Raw genomic sequence first — 21712 nt, forward strand, 5'->3', positions numbered from 1 at the left:
CTCGCGAATCACCGTGCTGATTTGCCCAGCGCAGAGCATGCCCTCCCCCGATCACCAGCACTGGACATAACAGGAATATGTCCGGCTGCAATCACCAAGAATGAACATGTCCCTAGGCGCTGGCTCGCGAATCACCGTGCTGATTTGCCCAGCGCAGAGCATGCCCTCCCCCGATCACCAGCACTGGACATAACAGGAATATGTCCGGCTGCAATCACCAAGAATGAGCATGTCCCTAGGCGCTGCTTCGCGAGCCCCCCGGCCCTACGCGAACGCGTTGACTCCCGTCATTTCTGCGGACACGGCCCACAGCCTTGTTGCGGCTTCCGGATCCACAGCGTGTGCATCCACTCCTTGGTACCGCGCGAGCGGCGAGGCAGGGTCCGTGGGCTTGGCGATGTCGCAGTCTTCGCAATACACCCCGCCCATGCCCGCCAGTGCCGGCGAGGTGGCTGCCCAGGTGGATGTGGCGGCTCCCTGCTCCGGAGTCTTGAAGCCCTCCCTGACGTTGCCCGCATCGTCCATCCATCCCGCCGCGACCATCTCTTCCCTCGGAAGGTAGCGCTGGAGCTCGGTCATGATGCCGCCTGGATGGACCGCGAAGGCCCGTACTCCGGAGGAGCGGCCCAGGCGGTCAAGCTCGACGGCGAACAACGCGTTGGCCGTCTTAGCCTGGCCGTAGGCCTTCCATTTGTCGTAGCCGTTCTCGAAATTGATGTCCTCGAAACGGATGGGCGAGAGTTTGTGCCCGGTGGAGGACAAGGCCACGACGCGGGCCGAACCGGCAGCCGCCAGCGCAGGCCACAGGGAGTTGAGAAGCGTGAAGTGGCCCAAGTGGTTGGTGGCGAATTGGGATTCCCAACCCGGACCCACGCGTTGCTCCGGGCTGGCCATGATGGCCGCGTTGTTGACCAGGATGTCCAGGGTTTCGTTGGACGAGAGGAAACGTGACGCGAAATCCTTCACTGCGTCCTGATCGGCCAGGTCCAAGGCTTCCACCGTCACTTGCTCCGGTGCAAGGCCGGCAGCGGCGAGGACTTCCTTGGCATGTTCAGGACGCCGGGCCGGAACCGTGACCTTGGCCCCGGCGGAGGACAAGGCCCGCACCGTTTCCAGGCCGAGCCCGGAATAACCGCCCGTCACAATTGCGGTCTTGCCGTGAAGGTCCACTCCCGCCACAACGTCCGATGCCGTGGAGCCGTGGCCGAAACCCGATCCGATGGGGTGTTGCGGTGTGGTCATGGATTCCTCGCTCATATCGGGACCTTTCATGTTCACCTGCGCTTGTCGGTTCAGTAAACGGGTTTGCCGGGCTCGACGTCGTGCACCCAAGCGAGGATCCCGCCGTCGAGGTGGCTGACGCGCGTGTAGCCGGCGCGCTGTGCAGCCGCGAGCACCGCCGCGGAACGGGTGCCGCCCTTGCAGTGGAACACGATCTCTTTGTCCTGTGGCAGTTCCGTCCAGGCCTCCCCCGCCAGGATCCGTCCCTGCGGGATGAGCACCGAACCGTCGATGCTCACGATCTCGTGTTCACCGATCTCGCGGACATCCACCAGTTCGAAGTCGCGTTCCCCTGCCGCGCGGGCTTCGAGCATCCCGGAAAGTTCGGTGGCCGTGACCGTCGGAACCGAATCCCCCGCAGGTGCCGGGATGATGCCGCAGAACGCTTCGTAATCGGTCAATTCGGTGATCGGTTCGGCCTCCGGGTCTTTCGAAACCTTGATTTCGCGCCAGCTGCCGCCGAGGGCGTCAAAGAGCGCCACCCGTCCCAGCATGGAGCGCCCGACGCCGGTGATCAGCTTGACTGCCTCAGTCACCATGAGCGAGCCGACAGCAGCGCACAGCATGCCGAACACGCCGCCCTCGCCGCAGGACGGGACCGAGCCGGCAGGAGGGGCCTCAGGGTAGAGATCGCGATAGCTGGGCCCGTGCTTCTCCCAGAACACGCTGACCTGGCCGTCGAAGCGGAAAATCGATCCCCAGACGTACGGTTTGCCGAGAATTGCCGCGGCATCGTTGACAAGGTACCGGGTGGCGAAGTTGTCCGCCCCGTCCAGGATGAGGTCGTAGCCGGAGAAAATCTCCAAGGCATTGGAGGAGTCCAGGCGGACGTTGTGCAGTTGCACGTTGACGAGTGGATTGAGCTCCTTGATCGCGTTCTGTGCCGATTCGATCTTCGGCCGTCCCACATCTCCTACGCCGTGAATGATCTGGCGTTGCAGGTTGCTGAGGTCGACGTCGTCGTCGTCCACGATTCCGAGCGTCCCCACGCCGGCGGCTGCGAGGTACAGCAAAGCCGGAGAGCCCAGTCCGCCTGCACCTATCACCAGGACTTTTGCATTCTTGAGCCGACGCTGACCGGCCGCACCGATTTCGGGAATAATGAGGTGGCGCGAATACCGTTCCACCTCTTCGGTGGTCAGTTCCGCCGCCGGTTCCACGAGGGGCGGCAGTGTCGAAGAAGGAGAGGGCGGCAACGTTTGGGCAGCAAAAATAGTGGCCATACTCCAAAGTATGCCTGCCGCTGCCGCCCGGTCATATTACTGCGCAGTATTGTGGTCATAACTGCAAAGGAAAGGCGGCAGACAAGTGGCTGAGAGTGCACGTATCAAACAGGAGGCACAGGTCAGGCAGGATCGGACCGGTTCGCCGCGTTCGGCCAGGCTGCCACGCGATGAGCGCAGGGCCCAGCTCTTGAACGCCGCCTTGGAAGTCTTCGTTGCCAACGGGTTCCATGGTGCAGCGATGGACGAAATCGCCGAGACAGCCCATGTCAGCAAACCGGTGCTCTACCAACACTTCCCGTCCAAGCGGGAGCTCTACATGGCACTCCTCGACAGCCACCTGGCCACGCTCACGGACCAGATGCTTACGGCGCTGAATTCGACGTCGGACAACAAGGAACGCGTCCAGGCAGTCATGCGCGCCTACTACCGTTTCATCGCAGGCGATGACCAAGCGCACCGGCTCGTCTTCGAATCCGACCTCATCAATGACCCGGACGTCAGTTCGCGTTTGGAGACGTTCAACCGCACTTTTGCCGACGCCGTCGCCAAGGTCATCGCCGAAGACACCAAGCTGCCCCCGCTGGAGGCCCAGCTGCTGGGCCGGGGCCTGGCTGGAATGGCGCAGGTCAGTGCCCGGTATTGGCTCGAGACCGACGGCGATTTGGACCTCGATGTTGCCAGCGACCTGATCTACCGTTTAGCTTGGCGCGGAATCAGTCGCTTCCCGAAAGAGTCCTAGACTACAAATAGAGGACTGAGTAATTTTTTGATTGGCTGGGAGGCCCCGCTGTGGAAGTAAAGATCGGCATTCAGAATGTTGGCCGTGAGATCGCGCTTGAGTCCGCTCTCGACGCCGAGGCTGTTGCCAAGATCGTGAGCGAGGCCATTGCCAACGGCACGGACCTGCGCCTGACCGATGAAAAGGGCCGTCAGGTCATCGTTCCCGGCAACGTCCTCGGATACGTTGAGATCGGTGCCGAGGAAGTACGCCGGGTCGGCTTCGGCGCGCTCTAAGCTTTTACACCAGAACACCAGCGAGCCAGGAGTCCGCATGCTCTCACTTGTCATCGTGGCGCTAGCCACCATCGCCTCGGGCTTCATTGTCTGGGGAACTGACAAACGCCGGGGCACGTACGGAATCACCCTGCCCGCCGGCGTTTCGGTGGCCGTCGCCATGCTGAGTTGGATGATCTTCATCCAACTTGGCTTTGGCTACCAGCCTGGCGTGACGTGGATCCCTTGGGTCCTGCCCATCGTTCTGGGTACCGTGGCGGCCGCGGTGGCCTCGTACTTCCTGGGCCACCACCGGGCCCGGCACGATACTGCCCAGCTGACCGCGGCCCTGCGGCTCTAGCTGGGGCTGCTCGCACGGGCCGGCGACACTTCAAACAGAGCGGCGACTCCTGTATCCGGGCGTCGCCGTTCTGTTTGCGTGTCGCGGACAAACCGGCTCACGGCAGAGCTTCGGGTCGCGCCACTGCCCCGGCTTCCTTGGCTGCCCGGCTGACGTTCATGGCTGCCCGGACATCGCGTTGGGTTACTTCGCTCCCGGCGTCGTGGGAGGTGTAGCGGATCGACACCCGGTTGTACCTCCATTCCAGGTCCGGGTGGTGGTTCTGTTGCTCGGCGATCTGCCCGACGGCGGCAATCAGCTCGAGGGCCGCCGCCGACGTCGGGCATTTAAAGACCGTGACGAGGCTGCCCAGGCGGTACCGCCAGTCCGGAAGATCCGCCAAGGCGTCGTCGATTGCGGACTTGGTGAGGATGTCATCCTTGCCGGCCATGGGGAGCTCCTTCGCTGACAGGGGATTCACACGAATCCGCCGACGGCCGGCAAAAACCCGCTAGAGAAACTCTGCCCGGCCTTCCATGGCCGATGACGCCAGCGCGTGTTCCCGGCGCGGGATGCGGCCCGCCTGCTTCGCCAGCCTACCGGCGATGACCGCGTGTTTGAAGGCCTCGCCCATCTGCACCGGGTTCTGCGCGCGGGTCACTGCGGTGGCCAGCAGCACGGCGTCGCAACCGAGCTCCATGGCCAGTGCGGCGTCGGACGCAGTGCCGATGCCGGCGTCGAGCACTACCGGCACGGAAGCCCGGGACACAATGAGCTCGATGTTGTGGGGATTCAGGATGCCCAAGCCGGTACCGATAGGCGCGCCCAACGGCATCACCGCCGTTGCTCCGAGGTTTTCCAGCCGAAGCGCCAGCACGGGGTCGTCGTTGGTGTAGGCGAAGACCTTGAAGCCGCGGTCCACCAGCTTCTCCGTTGCATCCACCAACTCCACGGCATCGGGCAGGAGCGTCTGCTCGTCGGCGATGACCTCCAGCTTGACCCAATCCGTTTCCAAGGCCTCCCGGGCAAGTTCGGCTGTCATGACAGCGTCCTTGGCGGTAAAGCAGCCGGCAGTGTTGGGCAGGACACGGATGCCGTGGTCCACGAGCAACTGGAACAGGGAACCTGTCTCCGTCGGTGAGTACCTCCGCATGGCAACGGTGGTGAGTTCGGTGCCGGAGGCCAACAGGGCTGCTCCCAGGCCGTCCAGGCTCGGGGCTCCGCCGGTTCCCATGATGAGGCGCGAGCCGAACTCAACACCATCGATTACCAGGGCGTCGGTTCGGGTGCTTGCTGCGTGAGTGCTTGCTGTGGTCATGGTTCAGCCTCCCTGTACTGCGGTCACGATTTCGAGTTCGTCGCCCTCTGCGAGCGCGGTGGCAGCCCACTGGCTGCGCGGCACCACTTCGGAATTGCGTGCGACGGCGACGCCGATCTTGCGTCCGTCGGCCGCCTGGCCGCTGGGGTCCACAACCCGTCCGGTGATGTGGCTGACGAGTGTGGTCACGGACGCGCCGTCGCCCAGTGTGTGGTCTGCGCCGTTCAATCTGATGTTCATGCGTGGTCCTTCGGAAGGGGATGTGGGGTGTCGGCCGACGGGCCGCCTGTGGATGCCCTTGCTGCAGACAGCGGGCGGGAGAAGCGGTCCGGGCGGAATTTGTTCCACCGCGGATCGACGGTGCCATCCATGAGTCCGACGCAGATTTGCGCCGCTGCCGGGGTGAGGAGCACGCCGTGCCGGAAAAAGCCGCTGGCCACGATGAGGCCGGGCACGGTTCCTTCGCGACCTTCGACACGACCCAACAGCGGTGCGTTGTCCGGTGTGCCAGGGCGGGCACGGGCGGTCGCTTCGAGGAGCTCCAGTTCGGCGACAGCCGGAACCAGTACCTGGGCATCGCGGAGCAATTGGTACACGCCCCCGGCTGACACCGGGTTGGCTCCTCCCCCGGACGCCGACAAACCGTCTTCGCGTTGCGTTGCGCCGATCACCACGGTCCCGTCCTCGCGGGGAACGATATACACGGGCACTCCGCGCACCATCCCGCGGACGGTGGCGGTGACAAGGGGCTGCAGATGCTCCGGGACGCGCAACCGCAGTATGTCGCCGTACACGGGACGCAATGGCAGCGACAATCCATCCGGCAGGCCGTTCAAGCGGGCAGCATCAAGTCCGTTGGCTACTACTGTTTCCGTGGCGAGAACTTTGGCGCCCGAGCCGAGCACCGTCCCGACGACGCGCCCGTCCTCCCACAGGAGGCCCGCCGCAGTGTCGTGGACCGCGAACCCGTCTCCTGCCTCCGCGATCCAGCTCGAATCGCCGGGCTGGTGGTTTGCCAAGGCGGCGAGAATCGCGGCCGAGAGCCGGCGCGGATCCACTTGGTGATCGCCCGGGATATCGAAAGCACAGGAAATCTGCGGGCTCAAGAGCGGCTCGCGCTCCCGCGCCTCGCGCAACGGAACGGATTCCACCACCAGGCCATGGGCGAGCTGGACGTCCCGAAGGTCGGCGAGCGCCCGGCGGTCCGCGGCGTCCGCACCGACGGCGAGGGTCGGCGTCGTGCGGTAACCCGTGCCGCGCCCGGCGCTTGAGCCGGTCACATTGCGTTCGAAGCCCGGCCACAACGCCGATGATTCGAGCATGAGCTCCAGGAGGTCCTCTTCCTGGTAGTGCAATTCGCTGACGGGCGCCAGCATTCCCGCTGCCGCGAACGTAGCGCCGCTGGCCGGTGCGGGATCGATGAGGGCAACCGAACGGCCGGATCTGCGGGCTTCCCCCGCGATGCCGAGGCCAATGACACCGCCCCCGATCACCGCGACATCCGCGTGGAGGGGCCCGTTCCGGGTGTTTGCTTCTTCCATGGAGTCCTTCCCTACGCCGGTACTAGCCGGATCAGGTCAAGCGGTCGGCGCTGAAGCCCTCTCAGCCGCGCGGCGATTGTGACCGCCGCCGCGGCTCCCGCGGTACCAGCCCAGTTTAGAGGAACTACTCTGTTTCCATGACCCAGCACGATGTCCACACCACCGCCCGCCTGTACCTCTGCACCGACGCCCGCAAGCAACAGGGTGATTTTGAGCAATTTGTCGATGCCGCATTCGAGGGCGGCGTGGACATCATCCAGCTGCGTGACAAGACGATTGAAGCCGCCGAGGAACTGGAGCTCCTGGAGATCCTGCAATCCGTGGCGCACCGTCACGGCCGTCTCTGGGCAGTCAACGACCGGGCGGACGTCGCTTCCCTCTCGGGCGCACCGGTGTTCCATATCGGCCAAAAGGACATTCCGCTGCGCTCGGCCCGGAAGCTGCTCCACGACCCCACCATCATCGGCCTCTCCACGCACACGCCGGAACAGATCGACGCGGCCATCGCCGCGTCGCCTGGCCGCAGCGGCCTGGACTACTTCTGCGTCGGGCCGGTGTGGGCCACCCCTACCAAGCCGGGACGCTCCGCCGTCGGGCTCGATCTGGTGAAGTACGCCGCCAACGCCGTGAAGCAGGCAGACGCTGAGACAGTCGGCGGTGTGGTGCTCCCCTGGTTCGCGATCGGGGGCATCGATCTGGGCAACGTCGAAGAGGTAGTGGAGGCCGGTGCAAGCCGCATCGTAGTGGTCCGCGCCATCACCGAGGCAGAGGATCCGACGGCGGCAGCCCAGGCACTCCTGGCCGCCCTTGACGCTGCGGCCGCCTAGCGAGACGCCGAAAGATTTTGGAGTTACCCTGACTTTCGTGTCACATCAGCGGATAGCCCCGAATGTCAGTGAAACGTCGAACCAGCTCGCGGAAGCACTGGCGGCGCTTCGGACTGAACTCGAGCTGCCCGCAGGCTATCCCGCTGAAGCGTTGCGCGACGCCGAAGCGGCGGTTTCCGGACACACCCTGCCGGTGCAGGACCTCACGGACGTTCCGTTCATCACGATCGACCCGGCCTCTTCCACGGATCTCGATCAGGCGCTCTTCATTGACCGGTCCGGCGATGGTTACAGGGTCCTCTACGCCATCTCCGATGTGCCCTCCTTCGTGCCCCCGGGAGGAGCGCTCGACGCCGAAACCCGCCACCGGGGGCAAACGTACTATGCCCCGGACGGCCGCATACCGCTGCACCCCGAGATCATCAGCGAGCACGCCGGAAGCCTGTTGGCCGGCCAGACGTGCGGCGCGTTCGTGTGGGATTTCGAACTCGACGCCGAAGCGGAGTTCCGAACCGTCTCTGTGGGTCGGGCAAGCGTACGCAGCCGCGCCAAGCTCGACTACAAAGGCGTGCAGGCGGAGATCGATTCCGGCGCGGCCGATCCCGTCCTCCAGCTCCTCAAGGAGGTCGGACTCAAGCGGGTGGAACTCGAACGCCAACGCGGCGGAGCCAGCCTGAACATGCCTGAGCAGGAAATCGTGCAGCTGCCCGACGGCGAGGGCTACAGGATCGTCGCAGCCCCCTCGCTGCCGGTAGAGGACTGGAACGCCCAGATTTCGCTCATGACCGGGATGGCAGCCGCCCAGCTGATGCTCGACGGCAAAGTGGGAATCCTACGGACCATGCCCGCCCCCGATGAGCGTTCGTTGCTCCATTTCAAACGGCAAACCGGGGCACTTGGCAAACCTTGGACCGAGGGGACCAGCTATGGCGAGTACCTGCGGAGCCTCGACGCCAAGGATCCCCGGCAACTGGCCATCCTCCATTCAGCGGGACTGCTTTTCCGTGGTGCAGGCTACACGCCTTTCGACGGCGAGGTCCCGGACAGTGTGATGCAGTCCGCCATCGGGGCACCCTATGCCCACACCACCGCTCCGTTGCGCCGGCTGGTCGATCGATTTGTCCTGGTCATCTGCGAAGCGCTCAGCAATGGAACCGAGATACCGGCATGGGCCCGGGACGCTTTGCCGAGCCTGCCCGAGATCATGGCGTCATCCGACCAGCTGGCCGCGAAAATGGAGCACCTGGCCCTGGACACCGTGGAGGCAGCGCTCCTTGTCAACCACATCGGACAGGAATTCGACGCCGTGGTGATTTCCGGATCGAAGCCGGCCAAAAACAACGGAAACGGCAACGGGAACAGCCACAACGGCAACAACGGAAACGGCAACGGGAACGGAGCCCAGCACGGCCCCTACGGTGTCGTGCAGATCGCCGAGCCCGCGGTCACCGCCCGTTGCGACGGCGAAATGGAGTCCGGGACGAAGGTCCGCGTGAAACTGCTCCACGCGGACATTGCCACCCGCCAAATCACCTTCGAACTGCTCCCGTAGCGCACTCCGTCCACAGGGCCGAGGCCGCGATCCGGGGTTTATTGTCCCCAGACGCTAGACTGTGTAAGTAGTAATGGATGCCCGGTCGTTGATTCAGTTCATTTTTTGACATCAACAAGCCCGCCCCTACGCGATCTTGAGATACACCAGCTGGTCCCCAGTGCCAGTATTTAGATAGCCCGCGATCGGCTTCCACTGGATTTGCTTGCGCCCATCCGTGCTCCGGAACGGCCCTGCCACAACCGTTGAGCACGCAGCGCAGCCCAAATGAATAAGGAAAACTCCACTGTGAGTGAATTGCACACCCATGAAGTTCTGACAGACGGAACCGAAACGATCGAACCCGAGGAAACCATTTCCTCGGACGAAACACCCCACGAGATCGCGGAAAAGACCTTCGCCGACTACAACGTCCGCGCAGACATCGTCGAATCCCTCGCCGACGCCGGAATCACCCACCCGTTCCCCATCCAGGCCATGACCCTCCCGGTCGCCCTGGGCGGCCACGACATCATCGGCCAAGCCAAGACCGGTACCGGAAAGACCCTCGGCTTCGGCATCCCGGCGCTGCAGCGCGTCGTCGGACCGGGCGACGCCGGCCACGAGAAGCTCGCTGTCCCGGGTGCACCCCAGGCCCTCGTGATTGTTCCTACCCGCGAACTCGCCGTCCAGGTTGCCAACGACCTCCAGACGGCATCCCGGAAGCGCAACGCCCGCATCGCCACCATCTATGGCGGCCGCGCCTACGAGCCCCAGATCGAAGCCCTGCAAAAGGGCGTCGAGATTGTTGTCGGCACGCCCGGCCGTTTGATCGACCTCTACAAGCAGAAGCACCTGAACCTCAAGAACGTTCGCATGGTGATTCTCGACGAAGCGGACGAGATGCTGGACCTCGGCTTCCTCCCCGACGTAGAGACCCTGATTGCCGGCACACCCGCCGTCCGCCAGACCCTGCTCTTCTCGGCCACTATGCCCGGCCCGGTCATCGCCATGGCGCGCCGCTACATGACACAGCCCACGCACATCCGTGCCGCCGACCCGGACGACGAAGGCCTGACGAAGCGCGACATCCGGCAGCTCATCTACCGTGCCCACAGCATGGACAAGGTGGAGGTCGTCGCCCGCATCCTGCAGGCCCGCGGCCGCGGCCGGACCATCATCTTCACCAAGACCAAGCGCACCGCGGCCAAGGTTGCCGAGGAACTCGTGGACCGCGGCTTCGCGGCCGCCGCCATTCACGGCGACTTGGGCCAGGGCGCCCGCGAACAGGCCCTCCGGGCCTTCCGCAACAACAAGGTGGACGTCCTCGTGGCCACCGACGTCGCCGCACGCGGCATCGACGTCGATGACGTCACGCACGTGATCAACTACCAGTGCGTCGAAGACGAAAAGATCTACCTGCACCGGGTGGGCCGCACCGGCCGCGCTGGCAACAAGGGCACAGCCGTGACGTTCGTCGATTGGGACGACATGCCGCGCTGGGGCCTCATCAACAAGGCGCTTGGCTTGAGCTACCCGGAGCCCGTGGAAACCTACTCCTCGTCGCCGCACCTTTTCGAGGAACTCGACATCCCCGCGGGCACCAAGGGCCGACTGCCCCGCGACAAGCGCACCCTCGCAGGCGTTGACGCCGAGGTCCTTGAAGACCTAGGCGAGACCGGCAAGAAGAACTCCCGTTCCGGAGGCGATTCCGGGCGTGGACGCACCGCTCGCGCCGGCGGGCGCGATGGTGGCCGTGAAGGTGCACGCCGCGGTCCCAAGTCCGGCGACGCTCCGGCCCGCGAAGGAGACGGTGATGGCGGCCGCAACCGCACGCGCCGCCGTCGTACGTCCGAAGGCGAAACAGCCCCCGCTGAGGGTTCGGCCCAGTCTGCCGAGCCCCAATCCGGGCAGGCACAGTCCGGCGAGGGCGCCGACAAGCCGGCCCGCGCACGCCGCTCCCGCACCCGCCGCCGCAACGGCGAAGTGGTCTCCGCTTCCGGTGCATCCGGCGAGAGCACCGAGGCTTAACGGCCTCAATGACTGACACTGTTTGGGCGCCGGACGGTAGCAACTTGGTGGTTCACGCGGACAACGCGGTTTTCCTCCCGACGCTGCCGGACGGCGCCTTCACACTGATTTACGTGGACCCGCCCTTCAATACGGGCCGGGTCCAGAGCCGCCAGGAAACGCGCATGGTCCGCAACGCCGACGGCGACGGCGACCGCGTAGGTTTCAAGGGCCGTTCCTATGACACCATCAAGGGCGCCCTGCACCGCTACGACGACGCCTTCAGCGACTACTGGTCCTTCCTGGAACCCCGGCTCGTGGAAGCCTGGCGACTGCTCGCCGACGACGGCACCCTGTACCTGCATCTCGACTACCGCGAGGTGCACTACGCCAAGGTCATGCTGGACTCGATCTTCGGCCGGGAGTGTTTCCTGAACGAGATCATCTGGGCCTACGACTATGGTGCACGCGCCAAGAACCGCTGGCCCACCAAGCACGACAACATCCTCGTGTACGTCAAGAACCCCGCCAAGTACCATTTCGACAACGCCGAGGTGGACCGTGAGCCGTACATGGCGCCCGGCCTCGTGACGCCGGCCAAGCGCGAACTGGGGAAGCTTCCCACGGACGTTTGGTGGCACACCATCGTTTCCCCGACCGGCAAGGAAAAGACCGGCTACCCGACGCAAAAGCCGGAAGGCCTCGTCCGGCGGATCGTCACGGCGTCCAGCCGGCCAGGAGACTGGTGCCTCGATTTCTTCGCCGGCTCAGGCACGCTCGGCTCGGTCGCGTCGAAGCTCGAGCGCAGGTTCGTGTGCGTGGACCAGAATGCCCCGGCTATCGACGTGATGCGGAAACGCCTGGACGGCAAGGCCACCTTCCACCCCGTCTAACGGACCACCGAACTGCCCGTGCCCAACTCCTCGATACGGGCCAGGACGTCGGGGGACGTCAGGTTCTCGCCGAGCAGATTGGGTTTGCCGGTTCCGTGGTAGTCGGACGAACCGGTCATGAACAAGCCATGTTCAGCAGCCAGGCGCCGCAGGAACACGCGGCCTTCCTCGGGATTGTCTCGGTGCTCCACTTCGAGCCCCAGGAGGCCGGCGTCGATCATTTCCCGGTACGTCCGCTCCCCGACCACCCGGCCGCGGGCAGAGGCCACCGGATGTGCGAAGACGGGAACTCCGCCCGCCGCCCGGACGAGCTCGACGGCGAGCGCCGGGTCCGGTGCGTAGTGCTGCACGAAGTAGCGCGAGTGCGAAGTCAGGATCGCGGTGAACGCCTCGGAGCGGCTCGCCACGGCACCGGCCGCCACGAGGGCGTCCGCAATGTGGGGCCGGCCCACGGTCGCACCCGGAGCCACATGGTGGATGACATCGTCCCAGCTCAAGGGGTAGTCCTCCGCCAGGAGCGTGACCATCCGCTTGGCGCGGGTGAGCCTCGCGTCTTTCGCCTTGGTGATTTCCTCGAGCAGGCCGGGGTGTGCGGGATCGTGGAGGTAGCTGAGCAGATGGACGCTGATCCCCTCCCGGGTGCGGCACGAGATCTCCATCCCCGGCACGAAAGCCACCCCGAATTCGAGGGCCGCGACGGAGGCCTGCTCCCATCCGTCAGTGGAGTCGTGGTCGGTCAGGGCCACCACATCCAGACCCGCAGCAGACGCGGAAGCGATCACTCCCGCGGGAGCCTCGGTCCCGTCGGAAACATTGGAGTGCGCATGCAGGTCGATCTTCACTTTCCAAGCGTATTTGATTACGGACGGCTTGGACCGTTGCGCCGCTGGCCTAGTATCGGCCTTGATGGGACGATTGGACGGTGAACGATGCAGATAACACCCAAAACGGTGAAACCACAGCCTCCCAGCCCCTGGAGGAGCGCGTCAACAACCGCTCCCAGCGGCCCACATCCGATGCCTTCAAGGCGTTCATGGCCGGCAATTGGGCGCCCGCGCCGCAGGTGACCCCTGCGCGTGACGCCGTCGCAGACCACGCCGCCACGCGTCGTCGGGCGATCTCCGGCAAGTTCGCGGGCCTGCGCCTCGTCGTACCGGCCGGCCCGCTCAAGGTCCGCTCCAACGATACCGACTACCGTTTCCGCCCCCACTCCGGTTTCGCCCACCTCACGGGCCTGGGCCTGGACCACGAGCCCGACGCCGTGCTGGTCCTGGAACCTGTCGAGGAAGGAACCGGCGACGACGGCGGCAACCACCTCGCGACGCTTTACTTCCGTCCGCTGGCCGGCCGCGACACGGAACAGTTCTACGCCGACTCGCGTTCCGGTGAGTTCTGGATCGGCGCCCGTCCGACGCTCGCCGAATTCGAAGCGCGCCTCGGACTCAGGACGGCGCATCTCGACGAACTCGAGATGGCCATCACCAAGAACGTGGGTGCCCCCGAAATCGGCGGCATCGCCATCCGCCTGGTCCGCAAAGTAGACGAGAACATCGATGCCCTCGTGGACACCGCCCGCTACAACACGGCCAAGGATCCGGAGAACCTGGACCTCGGCGAGCTCGATGCACTGGACGAACTGCTCAGCGAGGCGCTCTCCGAGTTGCGCTTGCTCAAGGACGAGTGGGAAATCGAGCAGATGAAGGCCGCCGTCGCTGCGACGGTGGAAGGCTTCGCCGACGTCGTCCGCGCCCTCCCCCGCGCCATGACCCACCACCGCGGCGAACGCGTCATCGAAGGCGCCTTCTTCGCGCGTGCCCGTGAGGAAGGGAACGAGCTCGGCTACGACACCATCGCGGCCGCCGGAAACAACGCCACGGTGCTGCACTGGACCCGGAACACGGGGAAGGTCAACGCCGGGGAACTCGTGCTGCTGGATGCCGGCGTGGAGGCAGACTCGCTCTACACAGCCGACGTCACCCGCACCATTCCGGCCAATGGGAAGTTCTCGGACGTCCAGCGCAAGGTCTATGAAGCCGTTCTTGACGCAGCCGACGCCGGATTCGCCGCAGCCCAGCCGGGCGTGAAGTTCCGCGACATCCACACGGCCGCCACCACGGTCCTCGCAGAACGCCTTGCCGAGTGGGGCCTGCTGCCGGTCTCCGTCGAGGAAGCCATCAGCAACGAAGGCCAGCAACACCGCCGCTGGATGCCGCACGGTACCAGCCACCACCTAGGCCTGGACGTCCACGACTGTGCCCAGGCCAAGCGCGATCTCTACCTGGACGGCGTGCTCACCGAGGGCATGGTGTTCACCATCGAGCCCGGGCTCTACTTCAAGAACGAAGACCTCGCCATTCCGGAGGAATACCGTGGAATCGGCGTCCGGATCGAGGACGACATCCTGATGACGGCAGACGGTCCCGTCAACCTCAGCGCCGCCCTCCCCCGCAAGGCCGACGACGTCGAGTCCTGGATGGCGGGCATCTACCAGGACGCCGAAGCGTAACCACTGAGGCAAAGCGCGGGAGGAGGGCTACCGGATATTGATCCGGTAGCCCTCCTCCTTTGCTGACCCTTGGCGCTAGGAACTTTTTACTGCTTGGCCGCATCCTCGCCGTTGGCAGCGTGCTCGCCGTTTCCGGGTTCGTTCACCCGTACACCGTACTGAGGCCGGCCGTCGGGAAGATCCGGGTAGCGAACGCCGGCTGTTGGCCGCGCGGCCGCGACCGGTGCGCCTGCGACGGGCTGGGCTGGCTCGCCCGCCGTTCCCTGTCCGGCTTCGGGCCCACGCTGGCCGTAGGGGTCCTGCCAGGACGCCGGGCGTTCCGGCCCAGGGCCCTGGGGCGCGCTTGGATGGACAGGAGGGTTCCGGTAGTCCTGCGGCGTGTACGCCTGAGGAGGCCGGCCGACAGCCGCCTCGGAAGGATTCATCGGCAATTGGTGAAGGAGACGTCGGGCTTCGTTAGATGCCTCAAGCGCGACAATGACGTCATAGTTCGTCGCCACTACCTGGCTGGTGGAGGTGAAGTCCCGCTTTCCACGCTGCGCGGCGTAGGTGACGATCCCGAAGAGCATGAAGAACGCCGCGCCCATCAGCACCGACGTCACAATCGAGAAAGGTCCGCCGGCAGGGGTGAAGAACGAAAGCATGACGCCCACGAACAGGCCGAACCACATACCGCTCAGGGCGCCGGACAAAGCGACGCGCGGGTAACTGAGCCGTCCCGTGACCCGCTCCACCATTTTGAGGTCGTTTCCGACAATGGAGACATGCTGGACGGGGAACTGCTGGTCGGCAAGATAATCCACCGCCTTCTGGGCATCGAGATAGGAAGTGTAAGAGCCCACGGTGTCGCCCTTGGGGACGCTGCGGGATTCCTCCGTGGCCTTGGGGGCACCGAAAATGTTCGCCATACCCCCATTCTGTCCCATACACATGTGAACCGGCTGAAATTCAGCTAAAAGAGAGCAGACTCGGTAGCCTGTAAGGGTGAGCACAAATCCTTCACGCATCTTTGTTGCGCGCTTGCTCGGCCTCGACGTTTTCGACCCCCTGGGTGATCGCCTGGGCCGGCTGCGCGATGTCGTGGTGCTTTCACGCGGCTTGCGCGGGGCCCCGCACGCAGTGGGTATCGTCGTCGAGGTTCCGGGCAAGAAGCGCGTCTTCGTTCCCATGACCAGGCTGACGTCGATGGACCAGGCCCAGATCATCTGTACAGGCTTGGTCAATCTCCGGCGCTTCCAGCAACGCGGTGCCGAGCAGTTGGTCGTCGGCGAGCTCTTTGACCGCAAGGTGACGCTCAAGGACGGCAGCGGCGACGCCATCATCGAAGACATCGCCATGGACCAGCAGCGCAACGGCGACTGGCTGGTCTCCAAGCTTTTCGTTCGACGCGGCACGTCTACCTCCAGGCTTCGGGGGCTGCGCCGCGGCCACACCCTCCTGGTGGACTGGTCGGAGACCCTGCAGGGCTCCGAGAACGATCCCCAGGGTGCCAGCCAGTTCGTTGCCACCCACGAGGACCTCAAGCCGGCCGACTTCGCCGATGCACTCCAGGAAATGTCGGACAAGCGACGGATCGAAGTGGCCAGCGAGTTGCAGGACGAACGCCTCGCCGACGTGCTCCAGGAATTGCCCGAAGAAGACCAGGTCACGCTCTTGTCCGCCTTGGACAACGAACGCGCAGCCGACGTGCTGGAAGAAATGGACCCGGACGACGCCGCGGACCTGTTGGCGGACTTGCCTTCCGCGAAGGCCGAGGAACTGCTGCTCCTGATGGAGCCCGACGAGGCCGACGACGTCCGCAGGCTCCTGCAGTATGACGAAGACACTGCCGGCGGCCTCATGACCCCGGTGCCCGTGATCCTGCCACCGGAAGCCACGGTCGCTGAAGCGCTGGCCCATGTGCGCAGCGAAGAGCTCTCCCCCGCCTTGGCTTCGGCCATCTTTATCTGCCGGCCGCCGCTGGAGACACCCACGGGACGGTTCCTCGGCGTCGTGCATATCCAGCAATTGCTCCGCAGCGCCCCGCCCGAGCAGCTGGGCAGCATCGTGGACAAGAACCTTGAGCCGGTTTCCGATCATGCCAGCGTCAGCGAGGTCAGCCACACCATGGCCTCCTACAACCTCAACTCCCTCCCGGTCGTGAACAGCGCCGGCCGCCTGGTGGGGGCGGTGACTGTTGATGACCTCTTGGACCATTTGCTCCCGGACGACTGGCGAACCCATGAAGACGGAGCCCCGATCAGGAAACTAGGAGGCCGAATTGGCTGAGAAGCCCACCACCGGAGGACTGGACACCCCGCTCGAGCTGCGCTCCCGCATGCTGCCGAACTTCGGCAGCGATCCTGATGCCTTCGGCCGGTTTGCCGAGCGCTTCGCCCGCTACATGGGTACGGCGAACTTCCTGTTCTACATGACGATCTTCGTGGTCATCTGGATCGCGTTCAACGTTATTGGCTTGTTTGGATTCCAATGGGATCCCTATCCGTTCATCCTCCTCAATCTTTTCTTCTCCACGCAGGCCTCGTACGCGGCGCCCTTGATCCTGTTGGCCCAGAACCGCCAGGACGACAGGGACCGCGTGACAATCGAGCAGGACCGCGCCCGGGACGAGCGCAACCTGGCTGATACCGAATACCTGACCCGTGAGGTCGCCGCCCTTCGCATCGCCCTGCGCGAGGTCGCTACCAGGGACTACGTGCGTGCCGAACTCCGCTCGCTGCTGTCGGATCTGCTCGAAGCGCAGGACGAGATGCGTACGGACGATCCCGCCGGCTCGAACCGGAGCGAGAAGGCCAAGGACAAGATCAAGGAAAAGCGCGACAAGCAGCGCAATCCCAGGACGCAGCAGATCCCCAAGATCCACCCGGCGCATTCCAGCGCTGACCAGACCGAACCCGACCTCTCGTCCGTCGGCACCTCGCCGGCCAGGCACTCAGGTCCTCCCGACCAGCCCGAAAGCTGAACATCCACTCCATGAGCACACCTTCTGTCGAGGACCTCAACGCTGCCTTGGCAACCGTCATCGATCCCGAACTCCGCCGTCCCATTACTGAATTGGGGATGCTGGAGTCGGTAGAGGCCAGTCCGGACGGAACCGTCCGGGTTGTGGTGCTGCTGACTATCGCCGGCTGCCCCCTGCGCGAAACCATCACGGCCGACGCCACCGCTGCCCTTGGCCGGGTTGCGGGAGTGACGGGCGTCGACGTCGAACTCAAGGTCATGACGCAGCCGCAACGAGACGCACTCAAGGAACGTCTGCGCGGCGCTGGCGGTCAACGCGGAATCCCCTTCAACGAACCTGGCTCCCTGACGAAGGTGTTCGCCGTCGCGAGCGGCAAGGGCGGTGTGGGGAAGTCCTCGGTGACGGTCAACCTTGCCTGCGCCCTTGCGGCGCAGGGGCTGCGCGTGGGAATCGTCGACGCCGATGTCCACGGCTTCTCCGTCCCGGCCCTCATGGGAATCACGCAGCAGCCCACGCGCGTGGACGACATGATCCTCCCGCCCGTGGCCTTCGGCGTGAAGGTGATCTCGATCGGCATGTTTGTTTCCGGGAACAAGGCAGTCGCTTGGCGCGGGCCGATGCTGCACCGTGCCTTGGAGCAATTCCTCACGGACGTGTATTTCGGCGATCTGGATGCCTTGTTCCTGGATCTTCCGCCGGGCACGGGCGACATCGCTATCTCCGTGGCGCAGTTGCTTCCCAACGCCGAAATCCTCGTGGTGACCACCCCGCAGGCGGCTGCGGCGGATGTTGCCGAAAGAGCCGGAACCATCGCAACGCAGACGGGCCAGAAGCTTGCCGGCGTCGTGGAGAACATGTCCTTCCTGGAGCTGCCCGACGGCGGCAGGATGGAATTGTTCGGAAGCGGCGGCGGGCCGGTGCTGGCTGAGCGGCTGAGTGCCGCCGTCGGAAGCGACGTCCCGCTGTTGGGACAGATCCCCTTGGACATCCGTCTGCGCGAAGGCGGGGACGCGGGCCGCCCGGTGGTGTTGGCGGCCCCGGAGACGGCTGCCGCGCAGGCGCTTCAGGGCATCGCGGGCAAGCTCAACGCCAAGCCGCGCGGCCTGGCCGGAATGTCCCTCGGGATCCAGCCGAAATAGCTTCTAGGTGGCCTCGGCGTCGAAAGGCGCCTTTTCGCCGACGGAAAGCCGTTCGACAACCCGCTCGGGTGCTTTCGCCACGGTGTCCACAGCGACAGGCGCACCGTCGCTGACAGGCTTCGTGTCGTCGTCGAGCAGTGCTTCCTTGATGATCCTGCGCGGATCGTACTGGCGCGGGTCATACTTCTTCCAGTCGACGTCATCTATGTCGATGCCGACTTCTTCCTTGATCTGCTCACGGGCCCCGGACGCCATGCGCCGCAGTTCCTTGACCAGATTCGTCAACTTCCGCGTGTATTCAGGCAAACGGCTGGGGCCGATCACGATGACGCCGATGATCAGCAGGACGACGAACTCCGAGCCATTGATTCCAAACACGTATCGAAGGTTACCTTGTCCGTTGGTCCGCTCAGAAACCTGCGAGGCCCGCGAGGGCATGGAGACCCCGCTGCAACCGTTCGTTCCAGGTCTCTGCGCTGTTTTCGGCCGGCCGGGCAACCATGAGGGAGTCTCCAGCCTTCACAAGCTCCGGAACGGCTCCCGCAGCCTGGTTGGCAGGCATGTCGGACGAGTAACGCAGCACGGCTACCGGCGAGGAGTAGACGGCCTGCCACGGGGCGCCCTGGGCGATCGACAGTTGGGTCCCCGAAGCGCCGCTTCCCTCCAAGTGCTGCTCCACCAGGGTGGCGTGGTGGTCACCGTCGCTGAGGCGCAGCTCAACGGCGGGGTGTCCGTCCTGCATCAGGGCCCGGGCGGAAACCATGTGGTATCCCATGCCGGCCATTTCGGGACATGCCCAGCCGTCTTTCCGCAGTTCGGACAATTGCTGCTCGTCCAGGCTCACCGTTCCTGCCACGCTGACGGGCAGACTCAGCTGCGAACCCGTCACGGGGAGCTCCTCTCCCGCGCTTCCGGGCACGGTTGAGCTGACAAGGGTCCGGACTTCCTGTTCTCCGCGGTTGGATGCCTGCGGCGCAACTTCACCGCCAAGCGCGTAGGCTGCAACCGCCAGGATTCCGGCGCTCACGGCGAGTCCGCCCGCCGCGGCGCTGGCAAGCCGGATACCGTGCCACACGCTCCGCTGCGGAGCAGGACGCTCAGGAGCATCGGATTGCGCCAACCGCCGTGTGTGTTCGATCAGCCGGTTGGTGAAATCCTCGCTCGCTTCGGGAACGGACGCACGGCGGAGCCGTTCGAGGTACTGGCGTTCGCGCAGGACCGCGGCATGGCATTCAGAGCATTCCTGCAGATGGCCGGGGGCGCGGCTGTGCCGGATAGTTCCCCGAGCCAAGCTGCCGCGTCGTCCTTTCAGCAGACCCATCGGCGACTAAAGGAGGCCGGCGATGCGGGGCATCTTGAGCCGCGGCTTGCGGGCCTGGACCGGCCGTGGATCCCGATGTGCGAGTTTTTCACGGAGCATCGTGCGTCCGCGGTGGATGCGGGACCTGACGGTCCCCAGCTTCACGTCGAGCGCTTCGGCAACCTCGTCGTAGGACAGGCCTTCAAGATCGCAAAGAACGACGGCGGCGCGGAAGTCCGGCGGGAGTTCTTCCAGGGCGCGCTGGACGTCCAGGTCGAGATTGTTCAGCTCGAAGCTCTGCTCGGGACCCGGTTCACGCCCGGGCAGCCGGGATTCGGCGTCTTCGGCCAGGGCATCGAAGCGAATGCGGCTCTTCCGACGGGCCTGGTCGAGGAAGAGGTTGGTAGTGATGCGGTGCAGCCAGCCGTCCAGGGTGCCTGGCTTGAAGTTTTCGAGCGAACGGAACACCCTGACGAAGACTTCCTGGGTGAGGTCCTCGGCGTCGAACTTGTTTCCAGTGAGCCGATAGGCAAGGCGGAAGACCTTGGCGGAGTGGTTCTCCACCACTTCCTCCCAGCTGGGCCTGACCCACTCCTCGGCTGGCGGGGCCGTGTCGGTGGAACCCAGGACTGCTGCCGTTGTCTGGACTGGCGCAGCACTTGATGCCCGCATCGTCCGCTCCCCTCAAACTGTTTGTCATCCTGCCGGTCACTCAGGAGTTCGTTGCCAGCCCTCGCTTGGATGGCTGGATATATATCATCCCAGTGTTGGCTGGGATTTTGCTGATCACCGGCATGCTTTTCCCGCAGAGCGAACAATGACCAGAAGGCGCCCCGAAGACACAGAATTGCGGGCCGCGGGCGTCCGGGCTGGGCGGCGCGTAGCCAGTAGTCTGGAAGCAATACCCCTCTGCCTGGAAAGCGAACCCCCATGAGTGCCGACAAGTCAACCAGCTGGTCCTATGCAGAAGATCTGCCTGCCGAGGACGACGTGTTGCTTCGCGCCCGTGAACGCTCCTACGATTTGGGCGTTACCCCGGTCAGCCCCGGAGTTGGCGCAGTCCTGACCGTCCTCGCCGCGGCCTCGAAGGCGCAGACCGTTGTAGAGGTCGGATCCGGGGCAGGCGTCTCAGGCGTGTGCCTGTTGCGCGGCCTCAGCCCGCAGGCTGTCCTGACCACTATCGACGTCGACGTCGAGCACCTCAAGGCCGCCCGCGAGGCGTTCCTGGAATCCGGCAGTCCCGCGAACCGGACCCGGACCATCTCCGGCCGTGCCGCCGACGTCCTGCCGCGCCTGACCGACTCCGCGTACGACCTCGTGTTCATCGATGCGGACAAACCCAATTTTCCCGGTTACGTCGAGCAAGCAATCCGGCTCTTGAAGTCGGGCGGGACCCTGGTGATCAACGACGCGCTGGACAAGGACAAGGTTTCCAACCCGGCTGCCCGGGACAGCACCACCGTGGTGCTTCGCCAGATCGGCAAAGCCATCCGCGACGACGAACGGCTCTCCTCGGCGATGCTTCCGACAGGTGACGGCTTGCTGGTCGCAGTCAAGAAGTAGCAGGGCGCCGTTCGCTGTTCAGGATTAAACATGAAAGCAGGGCGCCGGCTCTTATGCCGGGCCCTGCCCAGTGAATCTATTCGGTAACGCCTACGAGGCATTCCTTGAGGTTCGCCGCCTCTGCTGCGTTGAGCTCGACCACCAGCCGTCCTCCGCCTTCGAGCGGCACACGCATGATCAGGCTGCGGCCCTCTTTGGTTACTTCCATAGGGCCGTCGCCAGTACGTGGTTTCATAGCCGCCATTAGGAAAATCCCCTCCAGTTGTCCCAAATCCCGCCAAC

Annotated in this window: 24 protein-coding genes and 1 riboswitch; of the genes, 12 read left to right on the forward strand and 12 right to left on the reverse strand. The window is 64.8% G+C overall.

Annotated elements, in window-relative coordinates:
• Positions 1 to 264 precede the first annotated feature (264 nt).
• Entirely contained in the window at positions 265 to 1257 is a 993-nt protein-coding gene (locus tag KNN17_RS16165; RefSeq protein ID WP_241709995.1) for an SDR family NAD(P)-dependent oxidoreductase, read from the reverse strand.
• Positions 1258 to 1292: 35 nt separating this feature from the next.
• Positions 1293 to 2504 carry a molybdopterin-synthase adenylyltransferase MoeB gene (gene moeB / locus KNN17_RS16170; protein ID WP_241709996.1) on the reverse strand — a complete coding sequence of 404 codons (1212 nt, stop codon included), beginning with the start codon at positions 2502 to 2504 and terminating at the stop codon, positions 1293 to 1295.
• 85 nt (positions 2505 to 2589) lie between these two features.
• Here moeB and KNN17_RS16175 point away from each other — a divergent pair, with 85 nt between their 5' ends.
• From KNN17_RS16175 to KNN17_RS16185, 3 genes are read left to right on the forward strand one after another with little or no spacing between them, the layout of a single operon-like run.
• Positions 2590 to 3246: a TetR/AcrR family transcriptional regulator gene (locus KNN17_RS16175; protein ID WP_370873866.1), complete on the forward strand. Its 657-nt coding sequence runs from the start codon at positions 2590 to 2592 to the stop codon at positions 3244 to 3246.
• A gap of 50 nt (positions 3247 to 3296) precedes the next feature.
• Positions 3297 to 3521 (forward strand): DUF3107 domain-containing protein, encoded by a 225-nt coding sequence (locus KNN17_RS16180; RefSeq protein ID WP_059387503.1) that lies wholly within the window; start codon positions 3297 to 3299, stop codon positions 3519 to 3521.
• 37 nt (positions 3522 to 3558) lie between these two features.
• Complete coding sequence (locus KNN17_RS16185) at positions 3559 to 3861, forward strand: hypothetical protein (protein WP_241709997.1); 303 nt, start codon at positions 3559 to 3561, stop codon at positions 3859 to 3861.
• A gap of 97 nt (positions 3862 to 3958) precedes the next feature.
• On the opposite strand, the gene KNN17_RS16190 is transcribed toward KNN17_RS16185, so the two are convergent.
• From KNN17_RS16190 to thiO, 4 genes are all read right to left on the reverse strand, one after another.
• Entirely contained in the window at positions 3959 to 4291 is a 333-nt protein-coding gene (locus KNN17_RS16190; RefSeq protein ID WP_241709998.1) for a 4a-hydroxytetrahydrobiopterin dehydratase, read from the reverse strand.
• Positions 4292 to 4351: 60 nt separating this feature from the next.
• Positions 4352 to 5158 (reverse strand): thiazole synthase, encoded by an 807-nt coding sequence (locus KNN17_RS16195; protein WP_274619738.1) that lies wholly within the window; start codon positions 5156 to 5158, stop codon positions 4352 to 4354.
• A 3-nt stretch (positions 5159 to 5161) separates the two neighbouring features.
• The gene (thiS, locus tag KNN17_RS16200) at positions 5162 to 5398 is read right to left on the reverse strand and encodes a sulfur carrier protein ThiS (protein ID WP_241709999.1); all 237 of its coding nucleotides are present in this window, start codon (positions 5396 to 5398) and stop codon (positions 5162 to 5164) included.
• Positions 5395 to 6699, reverse strand: a complete 1305-nt coding sequence (gene thiO, locus KNN17_RS16205; RefSeq protein ID WP_241710000.1) for a glycine oxidase ThiO — start codon at positions 6697 to 6699, stop codon at positions 5395 to 5397. The genes thiS and thiO overlap by 4 nt, the downstream gene beginning before the upstream one ends.
• Positions 6691 to 6810: riboswitch (TPP riboswitch) on the reverse strand. (Overlaps the previous gene by 9 nt.)
• A 26-nt stretch (positions 6811 to 6836) precedes the next feature.
• Between thiO and thiE the strand changes: the two genes are divergently transcribed.
• The 4 genes from thiE to KNN17_RS16225 all read left to right on the forward strand — a co-directional run bounded on the left by thiE (position 6837) and on the right by KNN17_RS16225 (position 11960).
• Complete coding sequence (thiE, locus tag KNN17_RS16210) at positions 6837 to 7526, forward strand: thiamine phosphate synthase (protein WP_241710001.1); 690 nt, start codon at positions 6837 to 6839, stop codon at positions 7524 to 7526.
• Positions 7527 to 7563: 37 nt separating this feature from the next.
• Entirely contained in the window at positions 7564 to 9078 is a 1515-nt protein-coding gene (locus KNN17_RS16215) for an RNB domain-containing ribonuclease (RefSeq protein ID WP_241710002.1), read from the forward strand.
• A 288-nt stretch (positions 9079 to 9366) separates the two neighbouring features.
• Positions 9367 to 11088, forward strand: coding sequence for a DEAD/DEAH box helicase (locus KNN17_RS16220; RefSeq protein WP_241710003.1), 1722 nt, complete (start codon positions 9367 to 9369; stop codon positions 11086 to 11088).
• 8 nt (positions 11089 to 11096) lie between these two features.
• Positions 11097 to 11960 (forward strand): DNA-methyltransferase, encoded by an 864-nt coding sequence (locus tag KNN17_RS16225; RefSeq protein ID WP_078108318.1) that lies wholly within the window; start codon positions 11097 to 11099, stop codon positions 11958 to 11960.
• On the opposite strand, the gene KNN17_RS16230 is transcribed toward KNN17_RS16225, so the two are convergent.
• Entirely contained in the window at positions 11957 to 12802 is an 846-nt protein-coding gene (locus KNN17_RS16230) for a PHP domain-containing protein (protein WP_241710004.1), read from the reverse strand. The two genes, KNN17_RS16225 and KNN17_RS16230, sit on opposite strands and share 4 nt — an antisense overlap.
• Positions 12803 to 12882: 80 nt before the next feature.
• Here KNN17_RS16230 and KNN17_RS16235 point away from each other — a divergent pair, with 80 nt between their 5' ends.
• Positions 12883 to 14466, forward strand: a complete 1584-nt coding sequence (locus tag KNN17_RS16235) for an aminopeptidase P family protein (protein ID WP_078108316.1) — start codon at positions 12883 to 12885, stop codon at positions 14464 to 14466.
• An 86-nt stretch (positions 14467 to 14552) separates the two neighbouring features.
• On the opposite strand, the gene KNN17_RS16240 is transcribed toward KNN17_RS16235, so the two are convergent.
• A complete protein-coding gene (locus KNN17_RS16240; RefSeq protein WP_241710005.1) occupies positions 14553 to 15374 on the reverse strand; it encodes a general stress protein in 822 nt (273 codons plus the stop codon).
• A 76-nt stretch (positions 15375 to 15450) separates the two neighbouring features.
• Between KNN17_RS16240 and KNN17_RS16245 the strand changes: the two genes are divergently transcribed.
• Genes KNN17_RS16245 through KNN17_RS16255 form a run of 3 tightly spaced genes read left to right on the forward strand, consistent with a single transcriptional unit; the run spans position 15451 to position 18567 of the window.
• Entirely contained in the window at positions 15451 to 16734 is a 1284-nt protein-coding gene (locus KNN17_RS16245; protein WP_078108315.1) for a magnesium transporter MgtE N-terminal domain-containing protein, read from the forward strand.
• Between the two features lie 49 nt (positions 16735 to 16783).
• Positions 16784 to 17428 carry a DUF1003 domain-containing protein gene (locus KNN17_RS16250; protein ID WP_078108529.1) on the forward strand — a complete coding sequence of 215 codons (645 nt, stop codon included), beginning with the start codon at positions 16784 to 16786 and terminating at the stop codon, positions 17426 to 17428.
• 11 nt (positions 17429 to 17439) lie between these two features.
• Positions 17440 to 18567: an Mrp/NBP35 family ATP-binding protein gene (locus KNN17_RS16255; RefSeq protein ID WP_241710006.1), complete on the forward strand. Its 1128-nt coding sequence runs from the start codon at positions 17440 to 17442 to the stop codon at positions 18565 to 18567.
• Between the two features lie 3 nt (positions 18568 to 18570).
• Here KNN17_RS16255 and KNN17_RS16260 read toward each other — a convergent pair whose 3' ends face one another.
• From KNN17_RS16260 to sigE, 3 genes are read right to left on the reverse strand one after another with little or no spacing between them, the layout of a single operon-like run.
• Positions 18571 to 18945: a twin-arginine translocase TatA/TatE family subunit gene (locus KNN17_RS16260; RefSeq protein ID WP_241710007.1), complete on the reverse strand. Its 375-nt coding sequence runs from the start codon at positions 18943 to 18945 to the stop codon at positions 18571 to 18573.
• 31 nt (positions 18946 to 18976) lie between these two features.
• Positions 18977 to 19858 (reverse strand): hypothetical protein, encoded by an 882-nt coding sequence (locus KNN17_RS16265; protein ID WP_241710008.1) that lies wholly within the window; start codon positions 19856 to 19858, stop codon positions 18977 to 18979.
• A gap of 36 nt (positions 19859 to 19894) precedes the next feature.
• On the reverse strand, positions 19895 to 20539 hold the full coding sequence (gene sigE / locus KNN17_RS16270; protein WP_078108311.1) for an RNA polymerase sigma factor SigE: 645 nt from the start codon (positions 20537 to 20539) through the stop codon (positions 19895 to 19897).
• A gap of 258 nt (positions 20540 to 20797) precedes the next feature.
• Here sigE and KNN17_RS16275 point away from each other — a divergent pair, with 258 nt between their 5' ends.
• Complete coding sequence (locus KNN17_RS16275) at positions 20798 to 21430, forward strand: O-methyltransferase (RefSeq protein ID WP_078108310.1); 633 nt, start codon at positions 20798 to 20800, stop codon at positions 21428 to 21430.
• A 76-nt stretch (positions 21431 to 21506) separates the two neighbouring features.
• Here the strand turns inward: KNN17_RS16275 and KNN17_RS16280 are convergent, their stop codons facing one another.
• Positions 21507 to 21674: a DUF3117 domain-containing protein gene (locus tag KNN17_RS16280; RefSeq protein ID WP_009357720.1), complete on the reverse strand. Its 168-nt coding sequence runs from the start codon at positions 21672 to 21674 to the stop codon at positions 21507 to 21509.
• Positions 21675 to 21712 lie beyond the last annotated feature (38 nt).

The sequence above is a fragment of the Arthrobacter bambusae genome (assembly GCF_022606295.1).
GTDB classification, from domain to species: Bacteria; Actinomycetota; Actinomycetes; order Actinomycetales; family Micrococcaceae; genus Arthrobacter; species Arthrobacter bambusae_A.

Coding starts and splice junctions, on each gene's coding strand:
- KNN17_RS16275 (WP_078108310.1), top strand. CDS start 20,798: ATGAGTGCCGACAAGTCAACCAGCTGGTCCTATGCAGAAGATCTGCCT.
- moeB (WP_241709996.1), bottom strand. CDS start 2,504: ATGGCCACTATTTTTGCTGCCCAAACGTTGCCGCCCTCTCCTTCTTCG.
- KNN17_RS16195 (WP_274619738.1), bottom strand. CDS start 5,158: ATGACCACAGCAAGCACTCACGCAGCAAGCACCCGAACCGACGCCCTG.
- KNN17_RS16240 (WP_241710005.1), bottom strand. CDS start 15,374: ATGGCGAACATTTTCGGTGCCCCCAAGGCCACGGAGGAATCCCGCAGC.
- thiS (WP_241709999.1), bottom strand. CDS start 5,398: ATGAACATCAGATTGAACGGCGCAGACCACACACTGGGCGACGGCGCG.
- KNN17_RS16255 (WP_241710006.1), top strand. CDS start 17,440: ATGAGCACACCTTCTGTCGAGGACCTCAACGCTGCCTTGGCAACCGTC.
- thiE (WP_241710001.1), top strand. CDS start 6,837: ATGACCCAGCACGATGTCCACACCACCGCCCGCCTGTACCTCTGCACC.
- sigE (WP_078108311.1), bottom strand. CDS start 20,539: ATGCGGGCATCAAGTGCTGCGCCAGTCCAGACAACGGCAGCAGTCCTG.
- KNN17_RS16225 (WP_078108318.1), top strand. CDS start 11,097: ATGACTGACACTGTTTGGGCGCCGGACGGTAGCAACTTGGTGGTTCAC.
- KNN17_RS16185 (WP_241709997.1), top strand. CDS start 3,559: ATGCTCTCACTTGTCATCGTGGCGCTAGCCACCATCGCCTCGGGCTTC.
- thiO (WP_241710000.1), bottom strand. CDS start 6,699: ATGGAAGAAGCAAACACCCGGAACGGGCCCCTCCACGCGGATGTCGCG.
- KNN17_RS16250 (WP_078108529.1), top strand. CDS start 16,784: ATGCTGCCGAACTTCGGCAGCGATCCTGATGCCTTCGGCCGGTTTGCC.
- KNN17_RS16190 (WP_241709998.1), bottom strand. CDS start 4,291: ATGGCCGGCAAGGATGACATCCTCACCAAGTCCGCAATCGACGACGCC.
- KNN17_RS16165 (WP_241709995.1), bottom strand. CDS start 1,257: ATGAGCGAGGAATCCATGACCACACCGCAACACCCCATCGGATCGGGT.
- KNN17_RS16280 (WP_009357720.1), bottom strand. CDS start 21,674: ATGGCGGCTATGAAACCACGTACTGGCGACGGCCCTATGGAAGTAACC.